We start from the raw sequence: 21,001 nt of genomic DNA, 5'->3' as shown, positions 1-21,001 counted from the left end.
GATGAACGAAATGTATCAAATTCAATTTACAAAAAAGCAACCATTCACTGATATAGTTCAGTTTTTGAAGAAAAATAAAGCCCGACCAGGTAAAGAGTTATCATTATTGGAAGCGGAAAGAGTGATCCAGCGTTTCCATAACGAACATAATATGTCTGGTGTAGTCGTTGTAACGATTGATTCTGAAGAACTTGAGTACACATATGATTTTAGTCTACGTGTAGAAGAAGATCAGCCGTTTTCTTTATTAGAGGCGTTTGAGGAAGTGTTGGAGAAAGAGGGGGAATCAGATAGAGCGGTAATGATTCGAAGCGGATTGGACCAAACTTATCAAATGGAGCAGAATCCTCCTCAAAAAACAGGTTTCTTTCAAAAGCTATTTGGTTCAGGGAAAAAGAAACAAGAAGAGTCTTCAGTTGCATCTGATGAGTTTGAAGTAGCTGCCACAACGGCTACTTTAGATGATTTTGATGAGCAAACAAAGTTTGACGATCAGATTATTGATAATGAGTTAGATGCTCTTGATAAAGAGATTGATGAAGTATCGGATGAGGAAGTATCGGAAGAGGAAGATGAGGAAGAATATGAGGAAACAGAAGAAAATCTTCCTTTTGGTATTCAAAAAAATGAAGAGTCTCGAGATGCTATTCCTGAAGAAACGAGAATAGAAAAAACAAAATTGGAAAAACAGGTTACTCATTCAGAAATAAATTTTATGGACTATAACCAATATTTAAGTCTACAAGAAGTCGGAAAGAAAAAAGCACGTTATGATGGTCGTTTTACAGAAGAGTATTTGTTGAGTTTATTGGGGTTAGGAAAAGAAACAGAAATGACGCATTTAAAACTGTGCCAAGTACAATATGCAAAACAAATCTTAAATAGTAAAAAATTCATATTGATTCAAGATCAGTATTATCAAGAGTTAGAAAATGCAACAGATGAACAGCGTATATTCTTAGAACAAGAATATAAGAAAGCCATTTTAAGAGATTTTGAGAAAGAAGCGGAAGAAGAACTACAGCCTGTATTTAAATCTCTGATACAGAAAATGGTGATTGAAGCGAGCCAGTATAAAGAAAGTGAAGAAAAAGAGGTACAACAGAAACAAGCTGCATTCAAAGAGAAACAAAACCTAGATCTAGAAACATTCAAATTAGAGCAGGAAACGAGTTATCAAGCATTTGGGTCTCAATTAGAGGAGCGTAAACATACACTTGTTCAGGCAAAAAAGGACGTTTTACAGAAAGATATGGAGTTACAAAAGAAAAAAGCGTTGTTTGATAAAGTATATGAATTGAAACGAAATACACAAACAGATCTAGTTGATAAGCGAAATGCCATTTTATCTCAGCATGCAAATATAATTGAATCTTTAATGAATGAAGCATTTGGATTACAGCAACAAGCATTAAAAGAGATAGAGGTAAATATCAAGGAACAAACACCTAACTGGCTCCAAGAAATTAAAGATGAAAAAGAAGCGAAATTGCATGAGAAAGAACTACAAATTAAACAAAAAGAGCTTTCGTTAGAAGAAAAGAAATTTTTGGAGAAGTCAAAAGGAACTGTAACTGAAAAAGAAATGCAAATTGCAGATCTTCAAGAAAGATTGAAAAAAAGCAATCGAAAGCTAGAAGAGTTAGAGATGAAAATGCAATCGAATATGGGGTTCTATCCAATGTATCAACAACCGATGTATCATCCATCCCAACAGAATATGCATGTGCCCGTACAACAAGTTCCAGTAGAAATGGGAACACAACCAGTTGAAAAGAAAAGAAAAGGTTTTAGGGGCTGGTTATTTAATTAATGCGTAAGCATTAATGTATTGTGGCCAAAACAAATTTAACTCGTAAGTTGGTGATAGATGATGGCTTTTGGATTTTCAAAGAACATTTTTAAAAGAAAAAAGTATTTAAGACATGATTACAAAATTGAAGGGGAAAAATTACCAGGTGAAAAAGCAAAAATAAATAAGAATGCCTTATTTATTTCCTTTCTAGTGGTAGTGGTTCCCTTATTTGCTGTCAATTTTATGGTGAGTTTGTATCAAACGATTGTAACCGGACTTTCCAAGCAAGGAGAGAAGGTCAAGATAACTCACATATTGGATGCAGATTGGGTAGAATACGTTTCTCTACAGCAAGCCTTACATCCAGCACTGTCAAAACAGGTTTATTTGTTTTTATTTGTGCCACTGGTGGCTATTAGTCTATTAGCCTATTCCAAATTTAACTATAAAAATGATAAAAATGTAGTTTGGAATCAAAAAGGGGATAGTCGTTTTACAACGATTAAGGAACTTCAACAACAATATATAGCGATTCCAGAAAAACAGGATTCTTTTAAAGGATATGGTGGCGTTCCAGTCTCGCATTATCAAGATCAATACTTTATTGATACAAGTACAGTGAATACAGCTATTCTAGGGGTTTCTCGTTCTGGTAAAGGGGAAATGATTGTTGTACCTATGATTGATAATTTAAGTCGTGCGGAAAATCAATCGAGTATGGTAACAAACGATCCTAAGGGGGGTGCGCCACGTTCCATAGTGAAAAGCTATGGCATGGTTGCATGAAAAAAATAGCAATTGTGAACTGATTAACCGAGGTAAGGAACGATAGGGTAACGCCTTGAAACTTACCCTCTGATACTCCGACTTGCATGATGTTAACCATTTAATAGATTGTAAGAAGCTCGGTGAAGTCGGCTGAATGTATCCTAAGTTCCACGAGGAATATGGAGGCTAATAGGTCGGGAGTCGTTTTATATGATGAGAATAGATTTAGTCTTGACGAATCTCCGAATTGTACGGGTCTATATGGGACTTGATAACGAAAGTATCAAGCGTCAATGTTTTGACGGTTACTGTGGATGAATAAGACGCGTCCTTTATGAAAGTCCATAATACGTTATAGGCGTATTCAAGGTAACAGGCTTATAGGAGACATCTAAGTAAAACACTATGATAGGTTAATCGGAACGTGGGAAGCGATATACGGTGAGTGAATGGTCACTATGACCCGTTTGTATGAAATTCATAACATACATTAAATGTCGTGGCAGTAGAGGTGTAGTACTTGTGAAACTATGATAATAAGTAGTGGAGGGAAGACCTCAAGTCGATAAAAAGATTTTATATGTAGATATTTAATATACTGATTCGATTAAGAATAATAAAGTTACTAAAACACTTATAGTGGGGGAGTAAAAACAGTATGACTGAAAAAATTAAAAATATTAAGCGATATGGTTTAACATCCACGTTTGATGAACTTTATGCTAATAGTAAAAACGGTGATAATTTCTATAAGTTGATGGATATAATCACGAGCGAAAGTAATATTCTACTAGCTTATCATCAAATTAAAAGTAACAATGGCGCTCATACAGAGGGTGTGGATGGTGTAACCATTGAAGATGTTAAAGTAACAAATGTATCTGAATTTGTAGCAAAAATTCAAAAACGTTTATCTTGGTTTAAACCGGATAAAACAAGACGTGTACTAATCCCAAAACAAGATGGCTCAACAAGACCATTGGGTATTGGAACACTTGAAGATAGGGTCATTCAGCAATGTATCTTACAGGTATTAGAACCCGTATGTGAAGCCAAGTTCTATAAACATAGTTATGGTTTCCGTCCTAATAGAAACGCTATGCACGCATTAAGCCGTACGGTTAGCTTAATCAATCGTGGGAAAATGTACTACTGTGTTGACGTTGATATTAAAGGGTTCTTCGATAATGTGAATCATGCGAAATTGAGTAAATCACTTTGGAGCTTTGGCATTCGTGATAAAAGATTACTATCAATAATCAATTGCATGTTAAGAACAGAAGTAGTCGGTGTAGGAGTTATGGATAAAGGACTTCCACAAGGTGGTGTACTATCTCCATTATTAGCGAATATTTACCTAACCGAGTTAGATCGTTGGGTTGAATCTCAATGGGAAAGCTTCCCTATTAAAAGTAAAAATATTCACAGCTTCCATAATGGTACTGCTAAACGAACTAACTTAAAAAGCGGTTATATGGTCAGATATGCTGATGATTTTAAAATCATGTGTCGGTCATACAATCACGCTGTTAGATTTTATCACGCTGTAGTTGAATTTCTCGATAAAAGATTGAGGTTAGAGGTTAATACAAACAAATCTAGCATTACGAACTTGAAACAAAAGCATGCGGATTTCCTAGGTTTTAGTATTAAAGCTATACCTAAAGGGAGTACGAAAAACGGGTATGTTGCTCAAACAAATATCTCCGAAAAATCTCGTAAGAGAATTCAAGAAAAACTACGAGATGGCGTAAAGAAAATACAACACAGTTCATATAGTAGTAAATCATCTATGAATTACAACACAATGGTAATGGGTATCAAAAACTATTATCGATATGCAACGCATGTATATATTGACTTAGATAAAGTTGGGTTATCCTTATCCCGCACCATGAAAGTTAGGTTAAGGGAAAGACGTACTATTCAAACGTATAAGGAACAAAACACAATATACAAACAACGAAATGTTGGCTTGAAGCAACAAACAAAAATATCAGTAGTTGGTGGAGTTCCACTCCACGTAATCAACGCTGTTCATCATAGAAATCCAATGAATTTTCAGCAGGATATTACACCTTATACAAAAGGTGGGCGTGCTAAGTTAGAAACATCCAAGCCTAAAATTGTTCCAAACGAATATGTACAGTACATGGTTAACAAAGCTCGATATACTAAAGACAATGTTGAATTTGTAGATAACAGATTAACACTATACGTTGCTACTAATGGAAAATGTTATGTGACTGGTGAAATCCTTCATCCAAATGAAGTACATTGTCATCATAAACTACCTAGAAATCAAGGTGGTACGGATGAATATCATAATTTATGTCTTGTTCATAAAGATATTCATAAACTGATCCACGCTATAAATGAAGAAACAATTGCTACTTATCTTAATGACTTTAATTTGGATTCGAAACAAATTAAAAAGCTTAATAGACTAAGATTTATGGCTAATTTAGACATTATTCAGTAAAAAATACTATATATTATATGAAAATTTGTCGATGGAACGCCGTATGATGGGAAACTGTCACGTACGGTGTGAGGCGGGGGAAAAGTTGGAGATAATATCAAATCCTTACCTATCGCACCCGGAATGGGTAATAGCTACCCCTACTCAAACTGAATAGGGATGCTATACATAATTGTATAGTGCATCAAAGGTAACGTTAGAAAAACGTGGTTATGATGTTGAGGTATTAAATATTTTAGACCCCCTTCAGGGAATGTCTTATAATCCTTTACAATTAGCAATTGATGCCTGGGTAAATGGAGATATACAAGAAGCTGTTAAGCGAGTAAATACATTAACATTCTCCTTATACAATGATCCAAATGCGGGAGATAACGCCTTTTTCAATTCTTCAGCACAGAAAGCTGTGAACGGTATTACATTAGCCCTTCTAGATTATTGTGTGAAGCATAATTGTATCGAAAAAATTACCATGCCAAATGTATTACAAATGTTGAATGAGTTAGGTGCATTTAATTATAAGGAAGATCCAGAAAAAGATTTTGTGGAAAAAAATGCATTAGATGAGTTCTTTAAAAGTTTACCGCAAGGTAACGTTGCAAAAATGCAGTATGGTTCGACGAATTTTGCAGGGGAGAAAGCAAAAGGATCTATCTTAGCAACAGCCAATGATGGTTTACAGATGTTTGCGGATGAAATGTTTGCAAAAATGACTTCGAAATCTAGTTTGGATTTAAAACAGCTCGGTTTCCCAAAAAATCTATTTTTCCAATTAGACGACAGCCTATTAAATAATCGAGTAACCGTTTCATTTCATAAGAATAATGAACAAAAGACTGAAATTGGAAGCTATAGGATGAAAGTTAAAGCATTGGGAATGTGTAATTTAAATTTTGATGACAAATTGGAAAATGGAGATTTATTACTCATTCGTTTCCAAGAAAAAGATACAAAATATCGTGTGTTGTACGAATTGAAATTTGAAACACAAACTGATGAACAGGGGAATGTGGTGTATCAAAAAAAAGAAGGTTGCGAGGACAAGGTAGAGTTGAAACGAGAGGTCAACCTTGTCATGAAAGCAAATAGTTTTCCTCAAAAACCAAGAGCGAAATTAATGTACTCAGATAAGCCAACAGCGGTCTTTATGATTATTCCCGATTATGATAAGTCAAACCATGCTTTAGCGAGTATCTTCATTAAACAACTGTATACAGAGTTATCCATGAACTGTAATGACACGAAAGAGAAGAAGTGTTTCAGAAGAGTTCATTTTTTATTGGATGAATTTGGAAATATGCCTCCGATTGATGATATGAGTGGTGTGCTAACCGTTTGTGCAGGACGAAATATGTTATTTAATTTAGTTCTTCAGTCCTATTCACAGATCGAAGAGTTGTATGGAAAGCAAGCAAAAGCGATTAAGCAAAACTGTCAAAATCATATTTATATCATGTCTACAGATGAGGAGACCATAGAAGAGCTTTCGAAACGTGCAGGGAATAAAACGACTATGGGAAAATCTTCGAACGAGGGACACTTTGAAATCGATAATAAAGTGACAAAAAGTGCGGATCAAGAACGCATTATCTCTATTGATCGATTGAGACAATTGATTGAAGGGGAGATATTAGTCATTCGAGCATTACAGCGACAAGATTTACAAAGAAAAAAAGTCCGGCCCTATCCGATTTTTAATACACAAGGAACGATTATGCCGTATCGTTGGCAATTCTTAACGAGTTTATTTGATACATCCAATGACTTAAACGAGATTGATATTCCATCTAAACACACGAGGTTAGATTTAACTACCTTGTATTTAGATTTCACAAATTTCATAGTGAATGATTCAGCTCTTCGTGAATATAAAAAGAGACTTGCAAAAGATATAGGAAGACAACAAGTTGATAAACAAGAAGAACAGGAAGAAAGTCTCGAAGAGATTATAAGTACATTAATTCTTCAGATTAAAAATAAGAATAATAAAAATGATTCATTAGAGGTTCGGAAACGTCTAGCTATGATGTTAAAGGTGTTTAGGAATGACGACAAAATGCCTAAAAAAGATGATGTTCAATATGTAATGGAACACACCTCTAGTGAGGAAATGAAAAAGCAATTACAAGCATTAGTAAGGAAATTATAGAAAGGAGAGTATGCGAATTGAAGTCGAGAATACAAAAGTGGAAACCAAAACATAAATGGCTGTTTGGAGTCATGCTATTGGGATTTATTTTCATTAGTTCCTTTGTTATTGCCTCTCCAACCTATGCGTGGCAATGGAAAGATTTATTTGATTGGGGACTAGATGACGAAGAGACGAAACAAGCCATGAAATTTTTGAATAATGACTGGATTGTGTATTCAACGGTATTAGGTGCCATATGGCAGTCGATGGTAGGGTCTTTTATTAAAGGGTTATTGGTAATCGTAGGTATGTTGGAGGGGTTGATTCCGAAGACATTTTCATTGTTTGATGTCTTAAATGATGTGGGGTTAAATCAATTTACACAATCTATGATTAAAGGATTGTTTGTTGGAATCTTTACTTTGATAATCACATGGTTAGGGATTCGTACCATACTCATGCATAAACCACCCAAATTAAAGTCCGTCGTATTGAATGTGATTATGATGATTGTGCTTGTAGGTGGGTTAAATGAGATTATGGCGCAAATGCAAAAATTATCAGTGGATTTTTATAATGCAGCAACTGAAGGCCAAAAACATGAGGATGGTTTAGCATGGAAGCTAGTAAAAGATAATACAGCGGATATTGTGTATTTAAGCCAAAACAGTTTTGATCCAATTAAATCAAAAGATACATTAAAAACTGAAAAGAATGCTTTAACAAAAGACATGTTTTTAAAATCGAGTTTAGGTGATTTGGTAACACCAGAGGTTGTAAAGAAAATTGATGAAAAAATTAAAAAAGATGGTGGTCCAGAAGAAACGAAATTTTTAAAATACAAATTAACGAATGATGGGAAAACTGAAACCCTTGAAGAAATAGAAAAAAGTTCTTTTAATGTCTTTAAATCCATAACAGATACAGGATACAAACGATATCCGATGAATTCCTTGTCGATTATTTGTGCGTTGCTTTCTTTAGGGATTGCCTATGCTTTTACATTGTTTGTATTCGTAATAACAATCTTTGAACTTGTCATGAAAAAGGTGGTTGCGCCACTTGTTTTTATGACAGATATAGAAAGTGGACAAAAAACGAAAATGGTATTGGAGGATATATTCAAAGGATTCTTGTTAATCGCTTTTACAGGAATATCAATGCGAGTATATATTATTCTAGTTACTTATGTAGGAAATGCTGATTTAGGTATGGTTCTTTACATCATATCGATGATAGCACTTACTACGTTATTGATAAAAGGTTCTGAATCGATTTTAAGGTACTTTGGTGTAGACGTTGGACTAAAAGATGGTAAGAATCATATGCTTGGTGCATGGGCAGCCATGAAAGGTGCACAAGCATTAGGAAAAGGTGCAATGAACTTAGGACGTAATGCGAAGGAAAAATTACAAGGTGATCAACAGTCTGGAGAGGAAACGCCAAAACGTTCAGAAGGTGATGGTACAGCTTCAGGAGAAGCGGCAGCGACTACTCCGAGTCGAAGTGGTATTGCAAGACGTTTAGGGTCAGCAACAGGGTATGCAAAGAATCGTGGAGCAGGAGGCATGATGAAAGATGTTGGTAATGCAGCGATGAGTGGTGCGAATGATATGCTTGAATCAGGTAAATCAAAAGTATCTGAGGCTGCGAATAATGTAAAAGATAATGTGAAAGGAACAGTAAGTGACTTTAAAGAGGGACAGAATCAAGGTCGTCAAACTGCTCAACAACATGCTGATCGTGATACATTGAATCAAGTTGGTAAAGATGTTATGCAAAATGCAAATCAAGGAAATGATAAAGCTGCCAATATTCAAAATGCGAACCCAAATACAAGCAAAATGGGTGGAACGGATGCAAATGGATCTGAATTAAAAGGTAAACCAGGTACAGAGCAAATGCAAAGAGATATAGCGCTACAAGAGAAAGTGATCAGCACAGGTTCTACTGAAGCGCCAGGAAAAGAAATGAAACCAGGTACAGAACAAATGCAAAGAGACATAGCACTACAAGAGAAGTTAAATAACAGCGGACAAGCGAATGTCCCAGGAACAGAGAATAGAACTGGTACAGAGCAAGTTCAGAAAGATATAGCGCTACAAGAGAAGTTAAATAATAGTGGGAAAGCGAATGTTCCAGGAACAGAGAATAGAGTTGGTACAGAGCAAGTTCAGAAAGACATAGCGCTACAAGAGAAGTTAAATAACAGTGGAAAAGCAAATATACCAGGCTCAGAAAATAAAGGCGGAACAGAGCAAATTCAGAAAGATATAACTTTGCAAGAACAGTTGAGAAGTAATGGAACTGCGAATCCTTCCGGTTCAGATGTGAGGGTGCAATCACAAGATGTACAAAAAGAAGTGAATGTACGAGATCATGTGAAAAATGAAGGACCTGCGGTTAGTAATGGAAATGCTGCAAATGGTACAAGTCAAACGATTAATCGAGATGTAGAAGTGAAAAATAATGTGAAAGACGGAGGAACAGTAGATTCGCCAGTTAGAGGCACATCGCAAACGGTTCATAGAGACGTAGAAGTGAAGAATAATGTGAAAAATGGTGAAACAGTAGATTCGCCAGTTAGAGGCACATCGCAAACGGTTCATAGAGACGTAGAAGTGAAGAATAATGTAAAAAATGGTGAAACGGTAGATTCGCCAGTTAGAGGTGCATCGCAAACGGTTCATAGAGATGTAGAAGTGAAGAATAATGTAAATGATGGTGGGATGATAGATGCTCCAATTAGAGGCACATCACAAACGGTTCACAGAGACGTAGAAGTGAAGAATAATGTAAATGATGGTGGGACGATAGATGCTCCAATTAGAGGCTCATCACAAACGGTTCACAGAGATGTTCAAGTAAAAGAACAAGTTCATGAAAATACAACGTCACAACGATCTGGTGTACCAACATTTAAGCAGAGAGGAACAGCAAAGAGCCGTTTTGATCAATTAAATGATTAAGAAGGACAGGTGGTGTTAGAAAATGAGTGGGCTAGTCATTCGTAAAAAGAAGAAACAGAAAAAAATATATAAGTATTTATCGGTTCTTCTTGTAGGAGCAGGTATTATGAGTCTGGGCTATCCTTTTATGAAGGATAGCCTTGTTAGTTATATAGCGGAAAGTAAGATAAAAGAAATACAGGCAGATCATCAGGAATCCCAGGGGAATCGCAAGATTCCCCAATCAAAAGATGGTCAAGCTGTAAGCGAAGAAGCAAAGAAAGAAAAAGATTTACAGCAAGAACAAGGAAAAAATAAAATAACATATAATTTTGAAGATGTAACGCCAATCACAATGAAGGATATTGTAAAGGCTGCGAACAAGAAAATGTCTGTCGTAGCAACGATTAAAATACCTAGTGTGAAAATAAAACTACCTATCATGGAAGGTGTATCAAATAGCGCTATGTCGGTTGGAGCTGGCACATTAAAGCCGAATCAACAAATAGGAAAAGGAAACTATGCGATGGCATCGCACCATATGAATAACCCAAAATTATTATTTAGCCCCTTAGATCGTGTGAAAAAAGGGACTTCTCTTTATTTATCAAATGGTCAAGAAACGTATGAGTATGTTGTTGTAGAAAAAAGAATTATTGATGCGAGAGAAGTTGATGTTATTGAAGATAAAGAGGGAAAGAACCTGGTTACTTTAATTACATGTAATGCAGATGGTAAAAAGCGATTAATGGTAGTAGGTGAGTTGAAAGCATAAGAGAGAGAAGATGTTAAATTATCTGTAGAGATTAAAAGATATAAAGTTACAAAGATAGGTATTCAAGTGAGGTGAATGTAGAAAATGAAACGGAATCCTAAAAATACGAAACAAGAAATTAAGTTAACGTTTTTCTACTTAATTGATTTGGGAGTGCTCGCAGGCGTAGTAATGCTTGCATCGTATTTGTCAAAAATTCTTTTACTCGGTGCTGTGGCTAAATTTTCATTGTATATTGTGGCGGCAGCTTTAGGTGTCTTTTTATGTATAAAGCCTTTTAGTAGTCCTACCAATCGTAATAGGAAAGTTATAATCGATATGTTTAAAATGGATAGAAGAAAATTCGATGCAATAGAAATGAAAGAATTCAATAGTATTACCCAACAAAATAGTAGAAGTCGAAAAAGAGTAGGATAAATTCCTGCTCTTTTTTTATAGAAAGGGAAGATGAATATGCAGAATGGTACGGTAAAGAAAAAAGAAAAGAAAGAAAGCAAAGAAAATTTTATTTTTACGATGTTACCGTTTCTTTCACCAGTAAGAAAAGCAACAACCTCTGTACTAGATGCCATTCAATATAAAAGGATGGATCGGAAAACAGGTGCAGCTATTGATATTAGAGATCAATATCAAGCATTTTTGAAGGTGAAAACGTCAGATTTGTTATCCATGCATGAGGCTGATTTAACAAGAGTCATGAGCCGATTAACAAGTTTATCTAGAGTCTATCATGAACCTTTTAAAATTATAGGGATGACATATTTGTCCGAAACAACGGAACAACAGGCGTATTGGAAGCGTATGGCGTTACGCTATCGTTCGAGAATGAATACAGGGAATTTAACAGAAGAACAAATACGGATTCTTAGATGCCGTTATAAATTGGCTAATGAGAATTTAATGCGTGTTATTTGGGTAGAAAAGAATTTGGAAGAATTCTCTTTCTTCTTTGTGGTCTATGGGAAAAATGAAAGAGAAATTCTGAAGAATATCGCAGATATGATCCGCTATGGTGGTAGAGAGTTAGATTTGAAGAGATTAAGTATCAAAGAAACAGAAGAATTAATATACAAGTTACACAATATGGAATCGGAGATGTAATAAAGAAAGGATGAGAAAAATGATTAAACAACAATCTATAAAACTACAAGCGGAAGAAAGGAGCGAAAGACAACATGGTTAGGTTATCGAAAAAAGAGCAAGAAAAGTATAAAGCGGAAGGTTATGATTTGAACTTTATTGCGAGGGTGCAGCCGCAAGGGGGAATTAAGTTTAATGAGCGCTATATCGCTACAGGTGATTGTTATGTAGCTTGTTTATATGTGTATTCTTTAGCGGAAGATATTAGTCCGTTATGGTTAACGCAGTTATTAAATCATAAGAATACAGTCTCTTCTATGGATGTAGCGACAGCGAGCAAGGAAGAGGTATTAAAAGATATTAACCGTTCTATCGGTGAGTTGAAAGATCGAGGAGAGTCAGAACGAAAATCGACAGACCGCGATGATGCGTATTGGGAATTAGATAATTTAGTTAATTTCGCTCGTTCTATTTCACAAAAAGGTGAGGTTGTAAAGTTAGTAAAAACAAGAATCTTTTTCTATGATTCCGTATTAGAACAATTAGAGAAGAGAATACAAGATATTAAGAAAGAGCTTGCAGGAAACAACTATAAATCTCAAGTTTTTGTCTTCAAGCAAAAGGAAGATTGGGTTTCATTGTTTGCGAGTTACGATGTACAACGGGAATATTTTAATGTGTCAGTTGGTAATCCTGTTCCTTCTGAAAATATTGGTTATGGTGTTCCTTTTCATCATCAAGCTTTAAAAGATCCACGTGGGATTTATTTTGGACAAACTTCAACGGGGGGAGCCTTTATATTAGATCCGTTCTTTTCAACGTCAACAAGAAAGTTTTTTAATGGGTTTGTATTAGGGAAAATGGGTTTCGGAAAATCTACACTATTAAAGCAATTATTAGAGGGCCTAGTTGCGAAAGATTGTTTTATTAGAGGGTTTGATAAAGCAGGGGATTACTACGAAATCGTGAAAGAGCAAGGTGGAAGATATATTGACTTAAGTGGTGGGGAAGCAGAATTTGAAGAAGGTGATGTAAGACTTGGTGAAGAGATTGAAACAGGATTAATTAATCCACTAGAGATATTTGCAACGATAACAAATAAAGAAGGTACGAAAGTACTTGAGAGTAAATCTTTTCAAAACCATTTGTCTAAAGTATCCAATATGTTGCGCTTTTTAAATAAAGAGCTGACAGACACAGCCATTACAGAGTTTCGTAAACATCTAAGGGCATTTTATGCTAAGTGTAATTTAACGCCAGCAAAAGGGAGAAAGATTACTGGGTTAGATCCAAAATCCTATCCAATTATGGAAGAATTTTATCGTTATTTACAAACAGTTCAGTTAGATGCTGATGCAACTCCTGAACGTATGCGTGATTTTGAGAGAATCAAGATTCAAGTGGAGGAAATGATTGATCCGGTTGCTTATGGAGAAATGTTTAATGGGCATACGACATTTAATAATTTTGAAGATGAACAAATTGTATTCTTTGATATTGATGGGATTTCAAAATATGATAAGCCTGTTTTTCATTGTCAGTTGTTTACGACGTTAACGTTTATTTGGAGTCATGCATTAAAAAATGGGCGCCGAATGAAGTATTTAGATGAAGTAAAGAAGGCATCGATTGAAGATCTTCGATACTTCATGGTTATTTTAGACGAGTGTCATAACATAATCAATTCAGAAAATGAGTTTGCGAATAAATATGTTTTAGAGTTCCAAAGAGAGATGCGTAAGTTTAAAGCAGGTATCTTTTTTGCGACACAATCACCAGGTGATATGTTGCCTCCGGAAGGAGTGCAATTAACTTCGGCTACATTAAAATCTATTTTCGAGTTAACTCAATATAAAATCTTTTTGAATATGGATAGTTCAGTGTTAAATGTATTACGTAAAGCAATTGGAACGACATTTACTGAATCTGATTATGAAAAAATGCCTACATTAGAGCAAGGTAATGGGATCGTTCAAATTAGTGGTAGTGAGACATATAACGTTATGTTTGATCCTGATAAAGAACAATTAGAACGATTTAGAGGTGGTCAATAATATGAGCACTACTGCGGAATTAATACAAGAAAGGAAAGAAAAACTAAAAAAAGCACGGCGTAAGAAAAAAATATTAGCAATTTTAAGTAGCTCTTCGGGACTTTTAGTTCTAGGAGCTATCTTTTTTTTGGTCATGTTAATTGGAGTTATTTCTAGTACGAATCAAAGTTCAACTGGTGGTGGATCAGTTTCCACAGATGGAGTTGCATCAACTACGAACTTGCCACCAGAAGTGATGAGGTGGAAAGACATGGTTGAAAAAGAATGTGCTGCACAAGGTGTACCTGAGTTAGTTCCTTATGTGTTAGCAATTATTATGGTAGAAAGTAATGGTATTTCGGAAAAACTACCTGATATTATGCAGTCAAGTGAATCGCAAGGATGGAAGATGAATACAATTTCTAACCCGAAAGATTCCATTTATTATGGGGTTATGCATTTAAAGGGCGCATTTGACGATGCGAAATTGTTGGGAATTAATGATTTACTAGCTATTGTACAGACATATAACTTTGGACGTAATTATGTACATTGGTTAGCTGCAAACAATAAAACACATTCCTTAGAAACTGCTGATAATTATTCTTTAACAGTTGTTGCACCTGCTGGTGGTAATAGTAATGGCACAACAATTGGATACAATCAACCTGTAGCATTTGCATATAACGGTGGTTATCGTTACATCAATGGCGGTAACTTTTACTATGCTGAAATGGTAAAACAGTACCTAAGTTTTAGTGCAGGAGGAAGTATTCCTGAAGGTTCAGATTTCTTTAAAGGGCTTATGAATGAAGCTGTAAAATACAATGGTAATCCGTATGTATGGGGTGGTAAAAGTGCATCGCAAGGATTTGATTGCAGCGGTTTAACATTTTGGTCATATAAAACAATGGGAATTAACATTCCGATGTCTGCAACGACACAATACGATTTTACAAAGCCAGTAGAATTAAAAGATGCTAGACCAGGAGATTTAATTTTCTTTAGAGGGACATATGGTGGACCAGATCATGTGAGTCATGTTGGAATCTATATTGATCCAAATACGATGTATGATTCCAACAGTAGTGGGATTGGCTATCACACATGGAGTAGCGCATATTGGATGCAGCACTTTGCAGGTATTAGAAGAGTGCAATAACAAAATTAAAAATTGGAGTGAATAAAATGAATAACTTTACGAAAATTGTCATTGGATTACTAGTCGTTTCCATCGCTTATAACGTGTATTTTGGTATCGAAACAAAAAAAGAAATGGATAATTTTAATGTGAAATTGAAAACGCAAGCTGAAGAGAAAGAGAAAACGATACAAACATTAGAAACTAAATTAGATCAAGCGAAAAGAAAAATGGCTGATGAAAATAAACCCAAAACAGAAGAAGAAAAACAAGCACCTGTAAATCTTGAAAAGCAATATAAAGATATAACGAATCAATTTATACATGCATACCTCGATTTTTCTGTGAAAAATAAGGATGAAAGAAGAAACAATTTATTAAAGATGACAGAGCAATCGCTAGTTGATCGTGTTGCACCAAATATGGAAGATGGTGGTGATCCTGGTTTTAAATCGAAAGTAAATGAAACAGTAATGTTCATTGATAATACAAATGATATGAATCAAAAATGTTCTGTATTAGTAGATGTAAAATACACAATTGAAGCATTAGAAAACGGAAAGACGGATGTTCATAACTTTATGAAGGTGACGTTAGAGAAGAAAGATAACACAATAAAAGTAGTGGATGTAAGTATTTATCCAATCAAATAAAACTTTATATAGAAAGGAAACGAGATATGAATCATGCGTGTAAATGAAGAGAAATTAAGTCATTTAAAAGCCAAACATGATTATTCGGAAGACGGTGTGTATTTAATTTTAATGTTGCAAAAGAAGAAAGGCATTTATGAAAAAGTGATTTGTGATTGGTTTGATTACAATAGCGGAACAAATTTCAAATGGTTATTAGTACGCCAATACAATCCGAAATGTGAGGTTCCGAAGTATACAAATTACAAATTAGATAATATACAAGAAGAAGTGAAAATTGTGGAAAAGGCGAAACAAAGAAAGGATAAGGTCTATGCTTCTGAAAAATAAAGAGAAAAAAGATAAACGGAAATCGCCCAATGCGATTCGAAATATGTATGGGATAACACTGTGTAGTTTCTTCACAGTGTTATTTTTTATTTGTATTTCTCCTTTGTTACGTGGTGTGAATTATGAATTTGAGGAACGGAAAATAAATGATTACCAATTGTTAACGAACGATGTAAAGGCTGCGATTGTTAAGAAAGAATACAATCCAGAAAATAAAACACTACGAATTGATTATGCATTTAAGTCAGATAGTAACAACTCAAAGTCGTTAAGTAACATAAATTATAAAGTAGATAATCGATACATTAAGCAAGAAACAAATGATGTGAAAACAAAAGTATTTCGGCCAAGTGATGATTATTTAGTCGTCATTAGTACGAATGTACCTGAAGATTTTGGTGTAATCGCTTCTACGGTTAAGCCTGAATATATACACCCAGAATTAGAGAATGATCCAAATGATTTAAAAGAAAAAGGTATGAAAACATACATTAAAGAAAGTCAAAAAATGATGAATGAGAACTTAAAACTTCAATCTATTACTATGTATGAAGAGGAATATATTGAACGAGCACAAGATATTTTGAACAAAGAAATTAAAGAATTAGAGAAGAAAGTTGAGTTAAAAACCTCAGCCAATAAACAAGTAGGTAAGAATAATGAGAAGTTAAAAACTGAAATGGATTTTCAAACAGATGCTGAAAAAGGAATAACAGGAAACGAAATGAAAGCAAATGAAACGACAATAAATACAAACAAAAAGGAAATTGAAACGTTAAAAGAAGACATTAAGTTGAAAGAAAAGAAGATTAATCTGTTAAATGAAAAGAAAAAAACTGTAGATAAAAAGTAAAAAGGTGCATTCAAAACGCATACAGGGCGCATACACGCACATACAAAACACATACAAATCATCTTTAAACGCATACAGAACGAATACAAATGTAATATCGGAGATATCACATGAATTTATAAAGAAACCCAATAGGCACAGCCTATTTCATCACATTGACCACAATGTGATATCGGGTTTCCTTATGCTCTTTTTTTATTCTTTGCTTTTGACAGAGCTTTTATCTGTTTGACAGAAGATAAAAGCTCTCTAGAGTAACTAGAAATAGGAGAGGTAGTTGATGATCAAGTGAATAAATTATATGAAATATATGTTCATCGTTGCTTTGCGTATGTAGTAGCAAAGGACGAGAAAGAAGCACTTTCGACTGCACAATATGCATTAGAAAGTATTAATGAAGTAGATCTAAATGATTATTTCTATTTTCATGAAGGGGAAAATGAAGGGAAGTATATTCTTTGCAAGGATTATTTAAAAGAACATAATCATTTACATATTGTAGGGCTATGTGGAACTTCATTCTTTGAATACGAGTGGGGAGATATTCAAAGAATGCCTAATGAAGAGGTAGATAATCACCGTATAGAAGTAAGTTTAAAACATAATAACATATATAGAATCGCCGAGTGGAACGTAAGACGTAAAATTAAAATGATTAAAGATAAACAAAATATATATTTGCCGAATGGTGAAATGCGCTTATATAAGATTTCTTTCAATGATGATCCTAAGGATGCAAATAATGAACCGACTTTCGTGAAAATTCCATTAGATACTTTTAAGTTAAATGTAGTGATTGCTTATCTTCAAAGGCTTACTTTTGATATAGAAGAAGGTTGGGGAATTAGTGAAAGTGATATAGCATACTTGCTATGCAAATACTTTTCAGCAGTTGAATATAATGCACATCCTATAGAAACAGATGATAGTTTTGAGGAGCTTACGGATGTGCATTTGTTTTGGAATTGGGAACTTGTTGTTTGTAAGTATTGGGATCAAATAAAAGAACTTACGCATTTTAATAAAGATGGATTGTTAGAAGATATGAAGAAACTTAATCAGATATTTAATGATAGATGGAATGAAATAGAATATTGTGAGGATGAGTATTTTGACAAAGTTATAATTCCACCTGAAGAGGAATTTAAAGGATGCAAAGTAAAACCATCTAATTATTTAATAGATCATATTGGTGGAAATAACTTTCTTTTGTGGAGAGAGTTAAGTAACGAAGAAATTGAGTCAATGAAAGAAGAAGGGTCTTATGATGAAGTATTCACGAAACATGATTTAAGAAAATATAAGGAGAAAGATTATATTAGGGTAACAAATTTATCAACTGAAGAAGATGCAATGGCAGCCATTAAATCATATTGGAGAGCAATTAAAGAGCTTAATTCATTAACGAATTAAGCTCTTTAATTGTGAATGGGGGAGTCAAAAAGTATGGATGTTTTAGTGAGAGGTATTGATCCATCTTACATTAAAGAGATTGATAGAAGATGTGAATTAATTAGTACCAAGTTAAATAGAAATTATTCCCGTCAAGAATATTTAAGAAACTTAATTCAAAATGAAGTAGAACGTTCTTTGTTTGCATTTAAACAAGATCAGTTCGATACAGCTGTTAAAAATCTAAGTATAAGTTTGGAAAGACAAACAAATATGTTGCAAGAGTATATAGATTCAAACAATGAATTAATTCAAGTATTAGCAGAAAAATAAAAGGAGGTTACTGGAATTGGCAAGAGACCGTTATGAAGAGTTATTTCAGTTTAGAGGGAATAAGGTACACTCTGATATTGTGAAGGAATATCACAAAAAGTTTCCTCAGTTTTCAAAGGAAGCTGATGTTCTTCGTCATGCAATTGTACTATTAGATGAAAATATGAGGAAGCAGGATGGACAAGATGATTTGTCTGTTTTAATAAAAAAGGTGGCTTTATTAGAAAAAGCAGAGAACAAATCCAGGATGCAAATGGATGTGTTAATACTTTTGATTTTAGAATTAGTTTCTCGTTCAGGAAGTAATTTAACATGGGATGATGCAGAACAAGAAATTCGAGATCGTATTGGTTCAGCTGTTACAAAAAAGTCAGAAGTTCGTAATGTTAAAACAAAAAAGCAAGAACAAGTAGAGAATCATTTTGAGGATAAATTAACGATTAAGGCAAATAAAGAGGAAGAAGTTTTTAATTCTATTCCCACTGAATCGAAGGGAAGTATACCACTCATTTCAGATGAAGATAAGATTACATTACGAAATGGGATTCCACATAAAAGTGTATGGATTGATGGTAGAGAATACTTTGATGAAATATCTTGGGATCAAATACCTGAGCATAGGATGTCTGAATTGGCATAAATACTTGTCGTAAAATGTGAGGGATTGAGTAATGGCTAAATCACCAGGGATAATTTTAACTTCTCAATATACGATACCAAAGGCAAAAAGTTTCACGACTTATATTGATTACTGTACAAGAGAAAAAGCACTTTTAAAAACAGAAGGAGAATTAACATCAACTGAATTAAGAGAATTACATCGAGTACAAGAAGCTAAGCATCATTTAGATATGGAAGCTGGAGGCGTGTATTCTTCCGTAAAAAACAAAAAAATATCAGATAAAGAAGGGGAAGCAAAAGTGATTTTGTCTTCCCCTGAATTGTTTCAATCCTCTCAGGACTTTGAAAAATACGTTTCATATATGGGAAGAAGCTATGCATTAAAAAGTAAACAAAAAATCTCAATAAGTGAAAAAGAAGAATTGGATTTGTTAGAAAAACATATGACAGATCTTGCTCCTGATAAAAAAATAGAGGATGGTAAGAATGAAATTCTTGCAGGTGTTTTCTCAAAAAACAAATCTATTATTACACAAAAAGATTTGTCTGGTATCAAAGAAATAGTAGGAGAAGCACAAAAAAATGGTTCAGTTTATTATCAAGATGTTGTTTCATTTGATACAGACTTTTTAATTCAAAACAAGTTGTATGATCCGCATACTGACACTTTAGATGAAAATCGAATTCAAAATGCAAGTCGTAAAATGATGGAACAATTGTTTAAAGATGAACACATTGAAGAGAATAATGGGTTTTGGTTCGCTTCCATTCATCGTAATACAAAACATATTCATATTCACTTCGGTACAGTCGAACATGAGAATAGAAGACAATTGGTTACAACTGAAATAGATGGTGCTGTTTACTACGAACCAAAAGGAAAACGAAAACAAAAAACATTAGATAATATGAAGTCAACGTTTGCTCATTCTTTAGTGGATCGTACGAATGAGTTAAGCAGAATTTCTACTTTAAGAAATGACTTGGTAGAAGAAATAAAAGGAGAATTAAAAGAATCACGAGAGAAAAAACAACCGAAAGATGTTGTTTTGCTACGTGAAATTTATGCAGGATTGCCGAGTAATAAAAAAGATTGGGCTTATGGAAGTAAACGAATACCTGAAGAAACAAGAAATAAAATTGATCAATTAACAAGTCTATTAATGAAAGATAATCCTGTTTTTAAGGAATATAAAGAAGCAGTACAGAAAGAATCTGAATTTCAAAAAGGTCTATATGGTGATACGACACGAGACAATAAAGACTATGAAAAGAATCAAATAAAAGATATGTATAAACGTATGGGTAATTCTTTATTGAAAGAATTGAAGAAAAAGAAACCATATGAAGAAAACCCTTTGTATCGATTCCAACAGAAAAATGAGCAGATAAAGAAGAAATATGAAAATGAAAAGAGACAAGGAGACAATGAAAGTCAGAGGTATTCAAAATATAAACCTCCTATTTTAAATAAGAAGGATATCCGAAATATAGAAAAAATAATAGATGATGATTTACGCAAATGGCGTGCAGAAAGAGATTATGAACGTGTACAAGAACGAATAGCGAGAGAGCAAGAACTCGGATATTAATTAACTTTTAAAAGCTAGATGATGTGAATTCATCTAGCTTTTTATTTGTTGAAAAATAAATGAAGGAGAGATTA

15 protein-coding genes and 2 pseudogenes are annotated in these 21,001 nt (G+C 34.1%); all 17 read left to right on the top strand.

Annotated features, from left to right (window positions below; all coding sequences use genetic code 11):
• Window position 1: 1 nt before the first annotated feature.
• The 17 genes and pseudogenes from FT637_RS24545 to mobP2 all read left to right on the top strand — a co-directional run bounded on the left by FT637_RS24545 (window position 2) and on the right by mobP2 (window position 20,927).
• Window positions 2–1,813: a hypothetical protein gene (locus FT637_RS24545; RefSeq protein WP_193648513.1), complete on the top strand. Its 1,812-nt coding sequence runs from the start codon at window positions 2–4 to the stop codon at window positions 1,811–1,813.
• A 60-nt stretch (window positions 1,814–1,873) separates the two neighbouring features.
• Window positions 1,874–2,536: pseudogene (locus FT637_RS24540) on the top strand (type IV secretory system conjugative DNA transfer family protein); the annotation flags it as partial.
• 685 nt (window positions 2,537–3,221) lie between these two features.
• Entirely contained in the window at window positions 3,222–5,045 is a 1,824-nt protein-coding gene (ltrA, locus tag FT637_RS24535; protein WP_193648511.1) for a group II intron reverse transcriptase/maturase, read from the top strand.
• 172 nt (window positions 5,046–5,217) lie between these two features.
• Window positions 5,218–7,194 (top strand): annotated as a pseudogene (locus FT637_RS24530) (VirD4-like conjugal transfer protein, CD1115 family); the annotation flags it as partial.
• 17 nt (window positions 7,195–7,211) lie between these two features.
• Entirely contained in the window at window positions 7,212–10,145 is a 2,934-nt protein-coding gene (locus FT637_RS24525; protein WP_193648509.1) for a pLS20_p028 family conjugation system transmembrane protein, read from the top strand.
• 22 nt (window positions 10,146–10,167) lie between these two features.
• On the top strand, window positions 10,168–10,899 hold the full coding sequence (locus tag FT637_RS24520) for a class A sortase (protein WP_193648508.1): 732 nt from the start codon (window positions 10,168–10,170) through the stop codon (window positions 10,897–10,899).
• Window positions 10,900–10,983: 84 nt separating this feature from the next.
• A complete protein-coding gene (locus tag FT637_RS24515) occupies window positions 10,984–11,316 on the top strand; it encodes a DUF5592 family protein (protein ID WP_193648507.1) in 333 nt (110 codons plus the stop codon).
• A gap of 36 nt (window positions 11,317–11,352) precedes the next feature.
• Window positions 11,353–12,000: a hypothetical protein gene (locus tag FT637_RS24510; RefSeq protein WP_193648506.1), complete on the top strand. Its 648-nt coding sequence runs from the start codon at window positions 11,353–11,355 to the stop codon at window positions 11,998–12,000.
• 74 nt (window positions 12,001–12,074) lie between these two features.
• Window positions 12,075–14,033, top strand: a complete 1,959-nt coding sequence (locus tag FT637_RS24505; protein WP_193648505.1) for a VirB4 family type IV secretion system protein — start codon at window positions 12,075–12,077, stop codon at window positions 14,031–14,033.
• 1 nt (window position 14,034) lies between these two features.
• The gene (locus FT637_RS24500) at window positions 14,035–15,174 is read left to right on the top strand and encodes a lysozyme family protein (RefSeq protein ID WP_193648504.1); all 1,140 of its coding nucleotides are present in this window, start codon (window positions 14,035–14,037) and stop codon (window positions 15,172–15,174) included.
• A gap of 26 nt (window positions 15,175–15,200) precedes the next feature.
• On the top strand, window positions 15,201–15,806 hold the full coding sequence (locus FT637_RS24495) for a hypothetical protein (protein WP_193648503.1): 606 nt from the start codon (window positions 15,201–15,203) through the stop codon (window positions 15,804–15,806).
• Between the two features lie 33 nt (window positions 15,807–15,839).
• A complete protein-coding gene (locus tag FT637_RS24490; protein ID WP_193648502.1) occupies window positions 15,840–16,136 on the top strand; it encodes a DUF5513 family protein in 297 nt (98 codons plus the stop codon).
• Window positions 16,120–16,989 carry a hypothetical protein gene (locus FT637_RS24485; protein WP_193648501.1) on the top strand — a complete coding sequence of 290 codons (870 nt, stop codon included), beginning with the start codon at window positions 16,120–16,122 and terminating at the stop codon, window positions 16,987–16,989. The genes FT637_RS24490 and FT637_RS24485 overlap by 17 nt, the downstream gene beginning before the upstream one ends.
• A gap of 288 nt (window positions 16,990–17,277) precedes the next feature.
• On the top strand, window positions 17,278–18,402 hold the full coding sequence (locus FT637_RS30095; RefSeq protein WP_227493941.1) for a hypothetical protein: 1,125 nt from the start codon (window positions 17,278–17,280) through the stop codon (window positions 18,400–18,402).
• A gap of 33 nt (window positions 18,403–18,435) precedes the next feature.
• Complete coding sequence (locus FT637_RS24475; protein ID WP_193648500.1) at window positions 18,436–18,714, top strand: hypothetical protein; 279 nt, start codon at window positions 18,436–18,438, stop codon at window positions 18,712–18,714.
• Window positions 18,715–18,730: 16 nt separating this feature from the next.
• Entirely contained in the window at window positions 18,731–19,354 is a 624-nt protein-coding gene (locus FT637_RS24470; protein WP_193648499.1) for a hypothetical protein, read from the top strand.
• A gap of 31 nt (window positions 19,355–19,385) precedes the next feature.
• Window positions 19,386–20,927: a MobP2 family relaxase gene (gene mobP2, locus FT637_RS24465; protein WP_193648498.1), complete on the top strand. Its 1,542-nt coding sequence runs from the start codon at window positions 19,386–19,388 to the stop codon at window positions 20,925–20,927.
• Window positions 20,928–21,001: the final 74 nt, after the last annotated feature.

Source organism: Bacillus cereus (assembly GCF_015071065.1).
Taxonomy (GTDB): Bacteria; Bacillota; Bacilli; order Bacillales; family Bacillaceae_G; genus Bacillus_A; species Bacillus_A cereus_BA.
This window is presented reverse-complemented; position numbering and strand designations above follow the sequence as displayed.

What these genes read in the sequence shown, in the direction of transcription:
- FT637_RS24545 (WP_193648513.1), top strand. Translation starts at nt 2, where the DNA reads ATGAACGAAATGTATCAAATTCAATTTACAAAAAAGCAACCATTCACT.
- ltrA (WP_193648511.1), top strand. Translation starts at nt 3,222, where the DNA reads ATGACTGAAAAAATTAAAAATATTAAGCGATATGGTTTAACATCCACG.
- FT637_RS24520 (WP_193648508.1), top strand. Translation starts at nt 10,168, where the DNA reads ATGAGTGGGCTAGTCATTCGTAAAAAGAAGAAACAGAAAAAAATATAT.
- FT637_RS24515 (WP_193648507.1), top strand. Translation starts at nt 10,984, where the DNA reads ATGAAACGGAATCCTAAAAATACGAAACAAGAAATTAAGTTAACGTTT.
- FT637_RS24510 (WP_193648506.1), top strand. Translation starts at nt 11,353, where the DNA reads ATGCAGAATGGTACGGTAAAGAAAAAAGAAAAGAAAGAAAGCAAAGAA.
- FT637_RS24505 (WP_193648505.1), top strand. Translation starts at nt 12,075, where the DNA reads ATGGTTAGGTTATCGAAAAAAGAGCAAGAAAAGTATAAAGCGGAAGGT.
- FT637_RS24500 (WP_193648504.1), top strand. Translation starts at nt 14,035, where the DNA reads ATGAGCACTACTGCGGAATTAATACAAGAAAGGAAAGAAAAACTAAAA.
- FT637_RS24495 (WP_193648503.1), top strand. Translation starts at nt 15,201, where the DNA reads ATGAATAACTTTACGAAAATTGTCATTGGATTACTAGTCGTTTCCATC.
- FT637_RS24490 (WP_193648502.1), top strand. Translation starts at nt 15,840, where the DNA reads ATGCGTGTAAATGAAGAGAAATTAAGTCATTTAAAAGCCAAACATGAT.
- FT637_RS24485 (WP_193648501.1), top strand. Translation starts at nt 16,120, where the DNA reads ATGCTTCTGAAAAATAAAGAGAAAAAAGATAAACGGAAATCGCCCAAT.
- FT637_RS24475 (WP_193648500.1), top strand. Translation starts at nt 18,436, where the DNA reads ATGGATGTTTTAGTGAGAGGTATTGATCCATCTTACATTAAAGAGATT.
- mobP2 (WP_193648498.1), top strand. Translation starts at nt 19,386, where the DNA reads ATGGCTAAATCACCAGGGATAATTTTAACTTCTCAATATACGATACCA.